The organism is Streptomyces sp. NPDC013457 (genome assembly GCF_043089925.1).
Classification (GTDB): Bacteria; Actinomycetota; Actinomycetes; order Streptomycetales; family Streptomycetaceae; genus Streptomyces.
On the sequence record NZ_JBICBL010000002.1, the window covers coordinates 214,146 to 227,998 of the forward strand.

Here is a 13,853-nt window from a genome sequence, read left to right on the forward strand (position 1 = left end):
AAGAAGCGTGTGCCCGGCGGAGGACCGTACTCCGCCGGGCACACGCCGGTCTCAGCGGGCGAACCGCGCGATGGGGTTCACCAGGTCGCCGATCAGCTGGAGCGCCGCGGACGGGTCCGACAGGTCCACCATCTGCCGGTTGTTGCGCAGCTGCAGGCGGTTCAGGGCCGAGAGCGCGAACGTCTCCGCGAACATGTCGTACTGCGCGAACTTCTCCGCGAGCTCCGGCTTGGACTCCTGGTAGCCGCGCACGCACTCCGCGACCGTCCGCCAGAACGCCTCCTCGTCGAGCGTGCCCTCGGCCGCCAGCGTCGCCGCCATGAAGCGGAAGAAGCAGTCGAAGACGTCGGTGAAGATCGACAGCAGCTTCATGTCCTCGGGGACGTCGGCCCGCACCCGCTCCACCGCGGGCGGCAGGACCGCGGCCGGGTCCATCACGCAGATCTCCTCGGCGATGTCCTTGAACACCGCCCGGACGACCGCGCCCCGCTCGTCGAGGACCAGGATCACGTTCTCGCCGTGCGGCATGTAGACCAGGTCGTACACGTAGAAGCTGTGCAGCACCGGCAGCAGGTACGCGTCCAGGTAGCCGCGCAGCCACTCCGTCGGCGCCAGGCCCGAGTCCTTGATCAGGGCGCCCGCGAAGGACGCGCCCTCGTGGTCGACATGGAGCAGCGAGGCCATCGTCGCGAGCCGCTCACCCGGCGCCAGGGAGGCCACCGGGGACTCGCGCCAGAGCGCGGCGAGCATCTTGCGGTAGGGGGAGTAGCGGTCGGTCGCGGCCTCGTACTCCAGGTGTCGGTAGCCGACCGCCGCCCGCTCGCGGATGATCGAGAAGCGGGCCGCCGTGAAGACGGGGTCGGCCTCGATCAGCCCGGACAGCCAGTCGTTGATCGCCGGGGTCGCCTCCATGTACGCGGCCGACAGGCCCCGCATGAAGCCCATGTTGAGGACCGACAGCGCCGTCTTGACGTAGTGCTTGGCGGGATCCGCGGTGTTGAAGAAGGTGCGGATCGACTGCTGTGCCAGGTAGGCGTCGTCGCCCTCGCCCAGGTAGACCAGGCGCTCCTGGGCGACCTCGGCGGCGAACGTGACCGACAGCTTGTTCCACCACTGCCAGGGGTGGGCCGGCATCAGCAGGTAGTCGGCCAGGTCCAGGCCCCGCTCGGCGAGGATCCCGGCGAAGCCGTCGACCGCCTTGTCGCCCAGCTCGGCGCGGATGAACGCGTCGTAGTCGATGCCCGCGCCGGCCGTGAAGGTGGTGCGGTCGCGCCGGGCCGCCAGCCAGATCAGATGGATCGGGGCGGCGGCCTCGGGAGCGTACGCACGGTACTCGTCGACGCCGAAGCCGAGCCGGCCGTTGTTGGCGACGAAGCAGGGGTGGCCCTCGGTCATCCCGGTCTCGACGGCCTGGAAGTCCGCGCGGGCCAGTTCGGCGGAGGTGACGGGGGGCTTGGTCGACTTGTACGCCGTTCCGGCCAGGGTGGAGGAGATCTCCTCCAGGTAGACCGGCAGGATCTCGTCGCTCAGGCCGAGCGAGCCGCGCAGCTCGGTGACGAACTGGAGCGCGTCGAGCGGGAGGTGCTCGTCGCCCCGGTGGCGGCTGATGGAGCCGGGGTCGATCTGCCAGTGGTCCAGGGCGTAGCGGTCGGCGGTGAAGCGGTACTCGACGGCGCCGTCGTCGCTGAGGACGCGGTAGCGGTCCTCGCCCAGCTCCTGCGGGTCGAGCAGCCGCTCGTGGGCGAACTCGGCGAGGCCCTTGCGGATCAGCGCGCGGTTGGCGTCCGCCCAGCGGGCGGGGGTGAGGTGGGCGACGGGGTTCATACGGCGACTCCCACGGCGGCCTCGAACTGGGCACGCGTGCAGAAGCTCAGCAGGGCCTTCTTCTCCGGCTTCTGGATCTCCCGCTCGGGCACGAAGCCGACGGCCTCGTTGAGCGCGTGCACGGCCTTGTTGGCCACGTCCGGCTCGACGACGACGCGCTCGGTGGCCGGGTCGGCGAACAGCTCGTGCATCACGGCGGTGATGACGGCGCGGGTGAAGCCGTGCACGGGAGTGTCGGTCGGCGCGACCAGGAAGTGCATGCCGACGTCGCCGGGCCGCGGCTCGTAGAGCCCGACCAGCTCCAGCTGCGAGGGGTCGTAGCGCTCCATGAGGACCGCCGGCTCACCGTCCACCAGGCCTATGAAGGCCTCGTGGTGCGGGTTGGCGGCGAACGCCATGTACTCGCGCTCGACGTCCTCCAGTTTCGCGTCCTGCATCATCCAGAAGGCGGCCTTGGGGTGCGTGACCCAGGGGTGGATCAGCTGTGCGTCCGCGAGCGGATCGAGGGGGCGGAAGCGGATGCTGCTCATACTGCGAACTCCTGGAACGCGATGGTCTTCTCGACGGGGTAGTAGTCGTAGCCCAGCATCGCTCCGATGATGTAGGCGTTGCGGTACGCACCCATGCCGAGGTCGGGCGAGGTGATGGAGTGTGTGTGCACGGAGGCGTTCTGCAGGAAGACGCCCTGGCCCGTCGTGTCGATCGAGTAGTTGCGGGCCACGTCGAAGCGGCCCTGCCCGTCCCACCGGAGGCGGTCCCTGACCGGCTCCAGGAAGGCGGGGACGGCGTACTTGTAGCCGGTGGCGAGGATCAGGCCCTCGGTCTCCACCGTGAAGTCCTTCTCCTGCTCCTCCTGGTGGAAGCCGAGCGTGTACGTACCGCTCGTGTCGTCGTACGCGGCGGAGTGCAGGGCCGAGTTGGTGAGCAGGCGGGTGGGGACCGGGCCGGCCAGGTTCTTCTGGTACAGCAGGTCGAAGATGGCGTCGATCAGCTCGCCGTCGATGCCCTTGAACAGGTTCTTCTGCTGGTTCTCCAGGCGGTACCGGGTCTGCTCGGGCAGCGCGTGGAAGTAGTCCACGTACTCCGGCGAGGTCATCTCCAGCGTCAGCTTGGTGTACTCCAGCGGGAAGAAGCGCGGGGAGCGCGTCACCCAGTTGAGCCGGTAGCCGTGGACGTCGATCTCGGAGAGGAGGTCGTAGTAGATCTCCGCCGCGCTCTGGCCGCTGCCGACCAGGGTGATCGACTTCTTCTTCTGCAGCGTCTCCTTGTTCTGGAGATAGCGCGAGTTGTGGGTCAGGTCGCCGCCGAGGCCCTGGCAGGAGTCGGGGACGTACGGCGGGGTGCCGGTGCCGAGCACGATCCGGCGGGCCCGGAAGGTCTCTCCGGCCTCGGTCGTCACCACGTACTCCTGGCCGGCCTCGTCGTAGGCGACGGAGGAGACGGTCGTGGAGAAGCGGATGCTGCGCATCTTGTCTGCGGCCCAGCGGCAGTAGTCGTTGTACTCGGTCCGCAGCGGATAGAAGTTCTCGCGGATGTAGAACGAGTAGAGCCGGCCCTTCTCCTTCAGGTAGCTGAGGAAGGAGTACGGGGACGTCGGGTCGGCCATCGTGACGAGGTCCGACATGAACGGGGTCTGGAGGTGCGCGCCCTCCAGGAACATCCCGGAGTGCCACTCGAAGTCGGGCTTGGACTCCAGGAAGAGGCCGTTCAGCTCGTCGATGGGCTCGGTGAGGCAGGCGAGGCCGAGGTTGAACGGACCGAGCCCGATGCCGATGAAGTCGTACGCGTCGGGGGTATCAGGCGTGGACAAGGGTCTCTCCCAGGTACTGCTCGGCGTGGCCGGCTATCAGATCGAGGACGGCGGCGATGTCGGCCACGGTCGTCTCGGGGTTGAGCAGGGTGAACTTCAGGTACTGGCGGCCGTCGACCTTGGTCCCGGCGACGACGGCCTCGCCGGAGGCGAAGAGCGCCTTGCGGGCATAGAGGTTGGCGCGGTCGATCTCGGCGGGCGAGGTGACGTTCTCGGGGATGTAGCGGTAGACCAGCGTGGACAGCTGCGGCTCGACGACCACGTCGTAGCGCGGGTCGGCGGCGAGCAGGGCGAAGCCGGCCTCGGCCAGGTCGCAGACCTCGTCGAAGAGCTCGCCGACGCCGTCGGCGCCCATGACGCGCAGAGTCATCCAGAGCTTCAGCGCGTCGAAGCGGCGCGTGGTCTGCAGGGACTTGTCGACCTGGTTGGGGATCTGCTCGGCCACTGTGCGACGGGGGTTGAGGTAGTCCGCGTGGTAGGTCGCGTGGCGCAGCGTGGCTCCGTCGCGGACCAGGACGGCGGAGGAGCTCACGGGCTGGAAGAAGGACTTGTGGTAGTCGACCGTCACCGAGTCGGCGTGCTCGATGCCGTCCAGGAGGTGGCGGCGGCTGAGCGAGGCGAGCAGTCCGCAGCCGTAGGCGGCGTCGACGTGCATCCAGGCACCGTACTCCTCGGCGAGGGCGGCGATCTCGGGCAGCGGGTCGATGGAGCCGAAGTCCGTGGTGCCGGCGGTGGCGACGATCGCCATCGGGACCAGGCCCTCGGCGCGGCAGGCCTCCAGCTCGGCGGCGAGGACGACCGACTGCATCCGCTTGTTCCGGTCCACCGGGATGGAGATGACGGCGTCGGGACCGAGACCGAGCAGGCCGGCCGACTTCTGGACGCTGAAGTGGCTGCAGTCGGACGAGAAGACGCGCAGCTTGGACAGGTCCTTCGTCTTGGCCTCCTCGCGGGCGAGGAGCAGGGCCTGGAGGTTGGACTGCGAGCCGCCGCTGGTGAACACGCCGTCGGCCGAGGGGCCGAAGCCGATGCGCCCGGTGGCCCAGTCGATGAGCTTGCGCTCGATCAGGGTGCCGCCCGCGCTCTGGTCCCAGGTGTCGAGCGAGGAGTTGACCGCCGAGAGGACGGCCTCGCCGAGCACGGCGGGGATCACGACCGGGCAGTTGAGGTGGCCCAGGTAGCGCGGGTGGTGGAAGTAGACGGCGTCGCGGAGGTAGACGCTCTCGAGCTCGTCGAGGGCGGCGGAGGAGTCGCCGAGCGGCTTGTCGAGGTCGACGGCGTCGATGGTGGGCGCCAGCTCCGCGGGGGTGACACCGCTGAACGGGCGTCGCGTCGCGGCGAGTTTCTCCGCCACCCGCTCGACTCCTTCGGTGACGGAGCGCCGGTAGCTCTCCGCCGTGGCGTCGTTGAGCAGGTGGGAACGCATGGGGATGGTCCTCCGGACGGAAAAGGGGCGAGGGGGCGTTGCGGTGCGTAAGTAAGGTTAGCCTAACCTAACTTTGCATCGCAACGCCCCCTCGCCCCCTCAGGGTGCGGGCGTCACCGCCGTCACCTCACGATTCGTCCTCGGGCGTCTCGCGCAGGGCGTCCTCGGACAGCCCCTTGCGCCAGTAACCGACGAACGTCACCCGGCGACGGTCGAGTTCACGCTCGCGCACGAAATGACGGCGCAGCTCCTTCACGGAACCGGACTCGCCCGCGATCCAGACGTACGGCGCCTCGCCCGGCAGCTCCGCGGCACGCACCGCCTCCACGGCGGACGGCGCGCCCTCCTCACGGATCAGCCAGGTGACGGTCGCGTCGGCCTGTGTCGCCAGCTCCATGCGGTCGCCGGAGTACGGGACTTCGAGATAGACGTGGGCGCGGATCTCGGCCGGCAGCCACTCCAGGATCGCCGCGGCGGCCGGCAGGGCCGTCTCGTCCGCCCAGACGAGGACGGAGTCGGCGTCGTCCGGGAGCTGGAAGCGCACGGCCGTGTTGGCGGCCGTCGCCGGACCGAGCACGACCACCCGGTCACCGGGCTTCGCCTGCTGCGCCCAGCGGCAGGCGGGGCCGACGCCCGCCGCGTCAGCGGCTGATGTCGCTGTATGGAGCGCGAAGTCGATGTCGACCTCGTTCCGCGGCTCCGTGCGCTGCTCGCGGACGGTGTACGAGCGCATCACGGCACGCTCGTCGTCCGGCATCGCGCGCCAGGCCCCGAGGATCGCGTACATGTCGGGGTCGTCCAGCGGCGGCAGGACGGGGGCGTCCTGGCCGGGGTGCGGCAGGAAGAGGGAGAGCGACTGGTCGCGGCCCCCGGAGGCGAACGACTTCAGGTCCTCTCCCGTGAAGGTGACGCGGACCAGCGACGGGCCGAGCCGCCTCGTCCGGTCGACCTCAAGGCTGAAGAACTGGAACGGGGCGGTCCCGGCGCTCGTCATGGGGTCAGGCCACCTTCTTCGCGTTCTCCAGCGCCTTGGCCAGGTCCTCCAGGAGCGGGGCGCACTTGGCGTACGAGTAGATGGGCTCGGTCACCCGCGGGTAGACCTGGCCGGCCTTGACGGCGGGCAGCGCGGCCCACGTCGGCTTGGCCTTGAGTGCCTCCGGCTGCAGGGCCGAGGTGCGGTTGTCGAGCAGGATGACGTCGGCCTTGTACTTGTCGACGTTCTCCCAGCTCAGACCCTCGAACCAGCCGCCCTGGTCCAGCTTGTCGGGCGTGATGATGTTGATGCCCAGCTCCTGGAAGTAGAGCGTGTCGGTCGGCCGGACCGGGGTGGAGACGTAGAACAGGTCGGGGGAGCCGGAGCCGATCAGGACCTTGATGTCCTTCTTGCCCTTGGCGGCCTGGCGGACGCGCTCGGCGGCGGCCTCGAAGCGTGCCTTGTCGGCCAGGATCTGCTTGGTCTTCACATCGGCGCCCAGGGAGGCGGCGAGGTCGGCGTGGCGCTGGAGGACGGTCGGCATCGACTTGTCCGCGGCCCACAGGGCGACGCTCGGGGCGACCTTGAGGATCTTGTCCTTCTGCTCGGCCGGGACGTACCAGAGGTCGTTCTTCTCCCACATGTCGGTGATGAGAAGGTCCGGGTTGAGCTTGAGGTACTCCTCGATCTTGAACTCGCCCCAGACGTTGCCGAGGATCTTGACCTTCTTGACGTCGAGGTCACCGGCCTGCACGTCCGGCGTCTCCGCGCCCGTCTTCGGGTCCTTCACCGTGGTCGGACCGAAGACGCCCTTGACCTCGATGCCGAAGTCCTTGAGGGCGGCGGCCATTCCGGTGAAGGCGACGATGTTCTTCGGGGTGGACTTCGCCTCGACGGCGGTGCCGCGGTCGTCGGTGAACTTCCACGGACCGGCCTTTTCCGAGGAGCCGGCCGAGTCGCTGCCCTTGGTCTCGCTGCCGCAGGCGGCGAGCGCGGCGCCGAGCCCGAGGGCGCCGCCGGCTGCGAGCAGGCCGCGACGGGTGAGATGGGTGGCTCGGGCGTTGCTGGGCATGGCGAAGTCGCTTTCGGTACGAGCCGAGCTGGGGTTCGGCCTGGGCAAGTCGAAGGTAGGTTAGCCTAACCTCAGGTCGATCAATAGGGGTGATCACTGGGCTCTACGTCACATGCTCAAGGCATATGCAAGCTCGGTGCGTCGCACTCGAACCACACGTTCTTGCCGTCCGGTGACGGCTCCACTCCCCACCGGTCGGTCACGGCCTCGACGAGCGCGAGCCCCCGCCCGCCCTCCGCGAGCGGCTCGGCCGCCTTGGCGTACAGCGGCCCGGGTGCGGTGTCGGCCACCTCCACCCGAAGCCCGTGCGGCTCCCGCAGGATCAGCACGGTGCAGCGCCGCCCGGGAACGTGCCGTACGACGTTGGCGACCAGCTCGGTGAGCGCGAGCTCGGCGTCGTCGGCGAGGGAGTCGAGCTCCCAACGGCCGAGGAACATGCGGAGGATGCGGCGCACGTGACCGGCGGAGTGCTCACCGACGGTGAAGCCCATGCGGTAGCTGTTCCGAAGTGGGGGCGGGAAGAGGTCGGTTGCCTGATTCATGCCACCAGGTTGGGCGCGGGTCGTTACGCTCGGCTACGGACCGAACACAACGCCTCGCGGCGTGAGCTTGGGGGTGACACTCCTCGTGGTCAACATCCGCAGCCTCGATCCGAGCGCCTCGCCGCTGGACTACTACGGCTCCGAACTCCGGCGCCTGCGGGAGGAGGCAGGGCCGGCGTAAGTCCTCCTACAGCAGCGACACCGGTGGGCAGTGCATCGAGGTCGCCTCCCTCACCGCCCACATCGCCGTCCGCGACTCCAAGAACCCCGAAGGGCCCGTCTTCCTGGCGTCCCCCGACGCGTTCAGCACCTTCGTGGCCGCCACCTCCCGGGGGCTTCTCGGCCCGGCCTAGCATGGGCGCATGCCCGACACGACGCCCTCCCGAGTCGAACTGTGCCCGCTCACCCTCGACGACCAGGACGAGTTCTGCTCGCTCGTCCGGGCCAGCGCCGAGCTCCACGCGCCGTGGATGCAACTCCCCGCGAACGCGGAGCAGTTCCACGCGTGGATGCGCCGTTTCGAGGACGGCACCAACCGGGGCTACCTGATCAGGGTCCGGGAGACCGGCGAGGCCGCCGGGACGGTCAACATCAACTCGATCATCCGGGGCCGCTACCAGGGCGCGTCCCTCGGTTACGCGGCCTTCGCCCCGTCCGCGGGGCGCGGGTACATGGCCGAAGGGCTCACCGCCGTCCTTCGGTACGCCTTCGACGACCTGCGCCTCCACCGGCTGGAGGCGAACATCCAGCCCGGCAACAAGGCCTCACTGGCCCTGGTCGAGCGCCTGGGCTTCCGGTACGAGGGCATGTCGCCCGACTACCTCTTCATCGACGGGGCCTGGCGCGACCACGAGCGGTGGTCCCGCACCGCACCGGCTCCCTGGACGCCCGACCCGTCCCTCCCCGAGGTCTAGGACCTGGTGCGCAGGCTCCGGCCACCTTCCCCGGGGAATCTCCGGGGCATCGCCCCCACGGGGTAGGGTCCCGCACGTGGAGATCATGGACCTGACAGCGCTGGAACGCCGCCTCTGCCAGGCGTTCCCCCGCGGTGAACCGATCGACCTCCGCCAAGCCCAGGACGAGGATCCCGAACATCCTCGAGCCTGGGGTCCGGAGCGCACGGTCCGCGCCGAGGTCATTCGCACCCTTCTCCTCGGCGATCCGTCCGAACCCGGCGAAGTGCCCGCCCTGCACCTCGCCGGCGCCCGGATCGCCGGCGTCCTGAACCTCCAGTACGCGGAGATACCCCACCCCGTCCGCCTCACCGCCTGCCGCTTCGAGCAGGCGCCGCAGTTCCACGGAACACAGACCAGCCTGCTCGACCTCAGCTCGTCGTACCTCCCCGCCCTCAGGGCCACCGCCATACGCGTCGATGACGTCCTGCGGCTCACCGGCTGCCGTATCCCCGGGAGCTTGCAGTTGGGCAGCGCTCAGGTCACGGGCGGAATCTTCCTCGACCGCGCCCGCCTCGGCGCCGACGGCGGGCCCGCGCTCGAGCTCAGCCGCGCCGCCGTCGGCAACGACGTCTGGGCGCCCGGGCTTGTGGCACTCGGCGAGATACGCCTGGAAGCCACCCGCATCGAGGGCGGTCTCGATCTCGAGGACGCCCACATCAAGAACCCGAGCGGCGATGCCCTCAACGCCGCCCACCTCACGGTCGGGGCCAGACTCAACGCGGGCGGCCTCCAGGCCGAAGGCCGCGTCAGGCTCACCGCGGCCAAGGTCACCGGCTGGCTCACCTTCATCGAGGCCCGGCTCCGCAACCCGGGAGGTGTCGCCCTGGGAGTCAGCAGCTGTGAGGCACTGGGGTTCTCGCTCTGGGACGCGGCCCCGGTCTCCGGCGACGTCAAGATGCACTACGCCAACTTCAAGGTCATCCACGCCAAGCCCGAGGTCTGGCCCGCGACGGTACGTCTGGAGGGCCTGACGTACGAGACCCTCGCTCCGCGCCTGCCCGCCGCACAACGACTCGCACTGCTCGATCGGGACGAGGACGGCTTCGTGCCTCACGCCTACGAGCAACTCGCGGCCGTGTACCGCCGCGTCGGTGACGACGCCGAAGCCCGTACCGTCCAACTCGCCAAGCAGCGCCGACACCGGACCACGCTGCCCTGGTACGGCAAGCTCTGGGGCCACCTCCAGGACGCAACCGTCGGCTACGGTTTCCGCCCCACCCGTGCCATGGCCTGGCTCCTCGCCCTGCTGCTCCTCGGCTCCGTCGCCTTCGGTCTCGACCACCCTCCCCGGGCCGAGCGCGGCAAAGGCCCGGAGTTCAACCCCGTCGTCTACGCCCTCGACCTGCTCCTGCCCATCGTCGACTTCGGCCAGGAGAAGGCGTTCACTCCCACCAGCCTCTACCAATGGCTGTCCTACCTCCTCATCGCAGCAGGCTGGATCCTGGCCACGACCATCGCTGCCGGAGTGACCCGGAATCTCAACCGACAGTGACCCTGCCCTGCCCCGGAACCGCGGTCTCGCGGTCTTCCAGCGGATGGCGCTTGCGCAACGGGCCCTGGTGTCAGTGCCGGGTGCCACCATGCGGGCATGAGCGGCGGATCTTTCGACTGGCATGAGTTTCTCTCGCGTTGGCGGCAGGAGTGGGTTCCGCGCGCCGACGCGGACGAGGAGGAGGGCGAGGACGGCGGGCTCGGCCCCGGCTCCCCCGCCCGGCCCGCCGCGGAGGAGGCGGCCGTCGTCGCGGCCGAGGAACGGCTGGGGCGGCGTCTGCCGCCCTCGTACCGGGAGTTCCTGGCGGTCAGCGACGGGTGGCACGTGGATCAGCCGGCCGGGATCTATCAGCTCGGCGGCGCCGCGGACATCGACTGGTTCGGGGATCCCTTCGACATGACGGCGCTCTACGAGGAGGGTCTGGGGGACGATCCGACCGAGGAGGACGTCCTGCTGGCCGGGATGTGGCGGCGGGCGCTGCGGCTGGAGACGGACTCCGACATGTCGCACGCCCTGCTCGACCCGGGCGACACCGGCCAGGACGGCGAGTGGGCGCTCTACGTCCACAAGGGCTGGGGCGGGGAGTTCCCGGACCGATACCCGTCGTTCCGCGCGTACATGGAGGCCATGTACCGCGGCTTCCACGCCGACCGGGTGGACAGACCCGACTTCGTGAACGCGACCACGCGTGCGCAGGACGCCCGAGTGGAGGAGGCCCACCGGCTGACCCTGCGCGGACGGTACGAGGAGGCCCTGCCCCTGCTGGAGGAGGCCCGGTCCTTCGGGCGGCCGGGGAGCGCCGTCCTCTTCAACCAGCTCCGGCACCTGTCGGCTCCGGGCGGCGCCCAGGACTACGGCCTCCTGGTGGCCGATCCGCGGTACCTGCCGGAGCTTCTGCCCGTGCATGCCATGACGCCGGCCCGTGGTGAACGGAGGCTGGGCGGGGACGACCACTGGCTGGGCATGATGGAAGCCCGTGGGGTGCCCCGGAGTACCGCCGAGGGCGTGCTGAGCGCGCTGCGGGACGGCAGCCATCGCTACGCGCCCGCCGGTGCGTGGGGCCGCGCCGTCGCCGAGGCGCGGGAGTCGGCCCGCTGGGGTGCGACCGACGCCGCGTGGCGGGTACTGCGGGACGCGCTCCCGCTGTGGGAGGCTCCCGGGCCCTCGCTCGTCGCTCCGCTCGGCCTGCTCGCCGATCCGGTCCTGGGTCCGCTGGTCACCCCGGAGCGGGGGCGGGAGATCCTCGCGACACCGAGGGCGGGGGAGAAGGGGCCCGCTCTCGAGTCCGCGCCCGATCTCGACCCGCCGGGTCTCGCCTGGCTGACCGGGCCCGCGATGTACGGGCGACCGCTCGACGCCTACCGCTGTGTGTGGGTCGAGGCGACCGATCCCACCGGCCTGCCCGCCCTGATCGGTGAGGAGGGCGCCGAGCTGAGCGTGCCCACCGATCCGGGTGAGGCGTCCCGGCGGGCGCCGAAGCCGCATGAGCGGGAGGGCGTGGAACTCTGGGAGGACCGGGCCGTGGTCGCCGCAGGCCGCACGGCCGAGGGGTGGGCGTTCGCCTTCGACGGCCACTCCCACCGGATCATGGGCGACCTGTTCCGGTCGCCCGCGCAGGCCGCTTCGCCGGCAGGGCGCGCGGTGGTGGTGTGGCGCGAGCCGAGGAGCTCGTCGCCGGCCGCCTTCCACCTCTCGGTGGCCGAACGGGGTGAGGAGCGTTACGCGTTCACCCTGCGGGGCGCGGAGGTCGAGCGCTCCGGCGCGATACCCGAGGCCCTGGACCCCGCCCGGCTGTGCCGCCCGGAGGACTCCGAGACGGACCGCGAACTGCGGTTGCTGGAGGCCCTGCACACCGAACTGGGGCTCTCACTGCCCCGTTTCGCGCTGACCCGGGGCAGGCTCCCCACCTTCACCACCCGGTCGTGGACCCGGGCGCCGCAGGAGGGCGAGGGCTTCGCCTACCTGACCTTCGTACGGCACCGGCCCTGATCCGGTTCCTGGCTCACGGCAACGAGCGCGTGAGCCAAGCCACCTCGCCGTTCTCCTCCATGGAGAGGTGGTCCCGCTCGAAGCCGAGTTTCTCCAGCACGCGGAGCGACGGCTTGTTCCACGTGCCGACGGTCGACCAGAGCCGCTTCCGCCCGGTCGCGATCGCGGCGTCGAGCACCGCGCCGGCCGCCTCGGTGGCGTAGCCGCGCCCGTGCGCGCGCTGGAACAACTCGTAGGCGATCTCGGGCTCCTCCAGGGTGGTGCGGCCGATGATCAACCCGCAGTAGCCGATGAAGTCGCCCTCCTCGCGCCGCTGGACGGGGAGAAGAGCGATCCCCGTGTTCTCCGTCGCTGCGAGAAGCTCCGCTATGGACGACCGGATGCGTTCCACCGGAGGCCTCCCCTTGCCGCGCTCGGCGAGCAGGTCGCAGAACTCCTCGGCGTCCGACTCGGCCCACGGCCGCAGGATCAGCCGCTCGGTCTCCAGGTGGTACGCCATCGTCTCGTGCGTGGTCATGACCTCACTCTCTCAAGGGACATCGCGAACGCGCCCGGCCTCCCTCGGGACCGAGGGAGGCCGGGCGCGTTCGCGGGGCGACGGTCAGGCCGAGAGGCCGAGCTCGCGGGCGATCAGCATGCGCTGGACCTCGCTCGTGCCCTCGCCGATCTCCAGGATCTTGGAGTCGCGCCACATGCGGGCCACGGGGTACTCGTTCATGAAGCCGTAGCCGCCGTGGATCTGCGTGGCCTCACGGGCGTTGTCGACGGCGACGGTGGAGGAGTACAGCTTCGCCAGCGCCGCCTCCTTCTTGAACGACTCGCCGAGGACCAGGCGCGAGGCCGCGTCCCGCCAGCCGATCCGGGCCATGTGCGCCCGCATCTCCATGTCCGCGATCTTGAACTGGATGGCCTGGTTGTCGCCGATCGGCCGGCCGAAGGCGTGACGTTCCTTCGCGTACTTCACGGACTCGTCGACACAGCCCTGCGCGAGCCCGGTCGCCAGCGCCGAGATCGCGATCCGGCCCTCGTCGAGGATCCGGAGGAACTGCGCGTAGCCGCGGCCCTCCTCGCCGAGCAGGTTCGCCGCCGGGACGCGGACGTCGTCGAAGGACAGCTCGCGGGTGTCCGAGGCGTTCCAGCCGACCTTGGAGTAGGGCGCGGCGACGGTGAAGCCCGGGGTGCCGGAGGGGACGATGATCGAGGAGATCAGCGGGCGGCCGTCGGGCTTGCGGCCGGTGACGGCGGTGACGGTGACCAGACCCGTGATGTCCGTACCGGAGTTGGTGATGAAGCACTTCGAGCCGTTGATGACCCAGTCGTCGCCGTCACGGACGGCGGTGGTGCGGGTGCCGCCGGCGTCGCTGCCCGCGCCGGGCTCGGTCAGGCCGAAGGCGCCCAGGATCTCGCCCGAGCACATCCGGGGGAGCCACTCCTGCTTCTGCTCCTCGGTGCCGAAGCGGTAGACCGGCATCGCGCCGAGCGAGACGCCCGCCTCCAGGGTGATGGCGACCGAGGAGTCGACGCGGGCGAGCTCCTCCAGGGCGATGCCGAGGGCGAGGTAGTCGCCGCCCATGCCGCCGTACTCCTCGGGGAAGGGCAGGCCGAACAGGCCCATCCGCCCCATCTCGCGGACGATCTCGTACGGGAACTCGTGGCGCTCGTAGTAGTCGCCGATCTTGGGCGCGACGACGTCGTGCGCGAACTCCTCCACGGTGCGGCGGAGTTCCTCGTGCTCTTCGGAGAGCCGGTGGTCGAGGGACATGGGTACG

The 13,853-nt window shown here is 70.2% G+C and carries 13 protein-coding genes and 1 pseudogene; 5 read left to right on the forward strand and 9 right to left on the reverse strand.

All coding sequences use genetic code 11. The features are described from left to right. Nucleotides 1-51 precede the first annotated feature (51 nt). The 7 genes from ACF1G2_RS06575 to ACF1G2_RS06605 form a co-directional block, all read right to left on the reverse strand. Nucleotides 52-1,824, reverse strand: a complete 1,773-nt coding sequence (locus ACF1G2_RS06575) for an IucA/IucC family protein (protein WP_391797197.1) — start codon at nucleotides 1,822-1,824, stop codon at nucleotides 52-54. Further along, nucleotides 1,821-2,354 carry a GNAT family N-acetyltransferase gene (locus tag ACF1G2_RS06580; RefSeq protein ID WP_391797198.1) on the reverse strand — a complete coding sequence of 178 codons (534 nt, stop codon included), beginning with the start codon at nucleotides 2,352-2,354 and terminating at the stop codon, nucleotides 1,821-1,823. Before ACF1G2_RS06580 ends, ACF1G2_RS06575 begins: the two co-directional genes overlap by 4 nt. Continuing rightward, nucleotides 2,351-3,634 carry a lysine N(6)-hydroxylase/L-ornithine N(5)-oxygenase family protein gene (locus ACF1G2_RS06585; RefSeq protein ID WP_391797199.1) on the reverse strand — a complete coding sequence of 428 codons (1,284 nt, stop codon included), beginning with the start codon at nucleotides 3,632-3,634 and terminating at the stop codon, nucleotides 2,351-2,353. The genes ACF1G2_RS06580 and ACF1G2_RS06585 overlap by 4 nt, the downstream gene beginning before the upstream one ends. Then, the gene (locus tag ACF1G2_RS06590; protein ID WP_391797200.1) at nucleotides 3,621-5,060 is read right to left on the reverse strand and encodes a pyridoxal phosphate-dependent decarboxylase family protein; all 1,440 of its coding nucleotides are present in this window, start codon (nucleotides 5,058-5,060) and stop codon (nucleotides 3,621-3,623) included. Before ACF1G2_RS06590 ends, ACF1G2_RS06585 begins: the two co-directional genes overlap by 14 nt. A 127-nt stretch (nucleotides 5,061-5,187) precedes the next feature. Further along, entirely contained in the window at nucleotides 5,188-6,054 is an 867-nt protein-coding gene (locus ACF1G2_RS06595; RefSeq protein WP_391797201.1) for a siderophore-interacting protein, read from the reverse strand. A gap of 4 nt (nucleotides 6,055-6,058) precedes the next feature. Next, nucleotides 6,059-7,105, reverse strand: coding sequence for an ABC transporter substrate-binding protein (locus ACF1G2_RS06600; RefSeq protein ID WP_391797202.1), 1,047 nt, complete (start codon nucleotides 7,103-7,105; stop codon nucleotides 6,059-6,061). A gap of 116 nt (nucleotides 7,106-7,221) precedes the next feature. Next, nucleotides 7,222-7,647 carry an ATP-binding protein gene (locus tag ACF1G2_RS06605; RefSeq protein ID WP_391797203.1) on the reverse strand — a complete coding sequence of 142 codons (426 nt, stop codon included), beginning with the start codon at nucleotides 7,645-7,647 and terminating at the stop codon, nucleotides 7,222-7,224. An 85-nt stretch (nucleotides 7,648-7,732) separates the two neighbouring features. Between ACF1G2_RS06605 and ACF1G2_RS06610 the strand changes: the two are divergent. From ACF1G2_RS06610 to ACF1G2_RS06630, 5 genes and pseudogenes are all read left to right on the forward strand, one after another. After that, nucleotides 7,733-7,819, forward strand: a pseudogene (locus ACF1G2_RS06610) (XRE family transcriptional regulator); the annotation flags it as partial. 43 nt (nucleotides 7,820-7,862) lie between these two features. Continuing rightward, entirely contained in the window at nucleotides 7,863-8,000 is a 138-nt protein-coding gene (locus ACF1G2_RS06615) for a DUF397 domain-containing protein (protein ID WP_391797575.1), read from the forward strand. Nucleotides 8,001-8,009: 9 nt separating this feature from the next. Then, a complete protein-coding gene (locus tag ACF1G2_RS06620; protein WP_391797204.1) occupies nucleotides 8,010-8,561 on the forward strand; it encodes a GNAT family N-acetyltransferase in 552 nt (183 codons plus the stop codon). Between the two features lie 85 nt (nucleotides 8,562-8,646). After that, entirely contained in the window at nucleotides 8,647-10,095 is a 1,449-nt protein-coding gene (locus tag ACF1G2_RS06625) for a membrane-associated oxidoreductase (RefSeq protein ID WP_391797576.1), read from the forward strand. A gap of 96 nt (nucleotides 10,096-10,191) precedes the next feature. Further along, nucleotides 10,192-12,084: an SMI1/KNR4 family protein gene (locus tag ACF1G2_RS06630; protein WP_391797205.1), complete on the forward strand. Its 1,893-nt coding sequence runs from the start codon at nucleotides 10,192-10,194 to the stop codon at nucleotides 12,082-12,084. Between the two features lie 13 nt (nucleotides 12,085-12,097). Here the strand turns inward: ACF1G2_RS06630 and ACF1G2_RS06635 are convergent, their stop codons facing one another. Together ACF1G2_RS06635 and ACF1G2_RS06640 are read right to left on the reverse strand one after the other, a co-directional pair. After that, nucleotides 12,098-12,601 carry a GNAT family N-acetyltransferase gene (locus ACF1G2_RS06635; RefSeq protein ID WP_391797206.1) on the reverse strand — a complete coding sequence of 168 codons (504 nt, stop codon included), beginning with the start codon at nucleotides 12,599-12,601 and terminating at the stop codon, nucleotides 12,098-12,100. A gap of 84 nt (nucleotides 12,602-12,685) precedes the next feature. Beyond that, nucleotides 12,686-13,846: an acyl-CoA dehydrogenase family protein gene (locus ACF1G2_RS06640; RefSeq protein WP_384514845.1), complete on the reverse strand. Its 1,161-nt coding sequence runs from the start codon at nucleotides 13,844-13,846 to the stop codon at nucleotides 12,686-12,688. Nucleotides 13,847-13,853 lie beyond the last annotated feature (7 nt).

Excerpts from the sequence above, each read along its gene's own strand:
- ACF1G2_RS06580 (WP_391797198.1), bottom strand. The coding sequence starts at position 2,354 with ATGAGCAGCATCCGCTTCCGCCCCCTCGATCCGCTCGCGGACGCACAG.
- ACF1G2_RS06595 (WP_391797201.1), bottom strand. The coding sequence starts at position 6,054 with ATGACGAGCGCCGGGACCGCCCCGTTCCAGTTCTTCAGCCTTGAGGTC.
- ACF1G2_RS06575 (WP_391797197.1), bottom strand. The coding sequence starts at position 1,824 with ATGAACCCCGTCGCCCACCTCACCCCCGCCCGCTGGGCGGACGCCAAC.
- ACF1G2_RS06590 (WP_391797200.1), bottom strand. The coding sequence starts at position 5,060 with ATGCGTTCCCACCTGCTCAACGACGCCACGGCGGAGAGCTACCGGCGC.
- ACF1G2_RS06625 (WP_391797576.1), top strand. The coding sequence starts at position 8,647 with ATGGACCTGACAGCGCTGGAACGCCGCCTCTGCCAGGCGTTCCCCCGC.
- ACF1G2_RS06640 (WP_384514845.1), bottom strand. The coding sequence starts at position 13,846 with ATGTCCCTCGACCACCGGCTCTCCGAAGAGCACGAGGAACTCCGCCGC.
- ACF1G2_RS06605 (WP_391797203.1), bottom strand. The coding sequence starts at position 7,647 with ATGAATCAGGCAACCGACCTCTTCCCGCCCCCACTTCGGAACAGCTAC.
- ACF1G2_RS06620 (WP_391797204.1), top strand. The coding sequence starts at position 8,010 with ATGCCCGACACGACGCCCTCCCGAGTCGAACTGTGCCCGCTCACCCTC.
- ACF1G2_RS06635 (WP_391797206.1), bottom strand. The coding sequence starts at position 12,601 with ATGACCACGCACGAGACGATGGCGTACCACCTGGAGACCGAGCGGCTG.
- ACF1G2_RS06600 (WP_391797202.1), bottom strand. The coding sequence starts at position 7,105 with ATGCCCAGCAACGCCCGAGCCACCCATCTCACCCGTCGCGGCCTGCTC.
- ACF1G2_RS06630 (WP_391797205.1), top strand. The coding sequence starts at position 10,192 with ATGAGCGGCGGATCTTTCGACTGGCATGAGTTTCTCTCGCGTTGGCGG.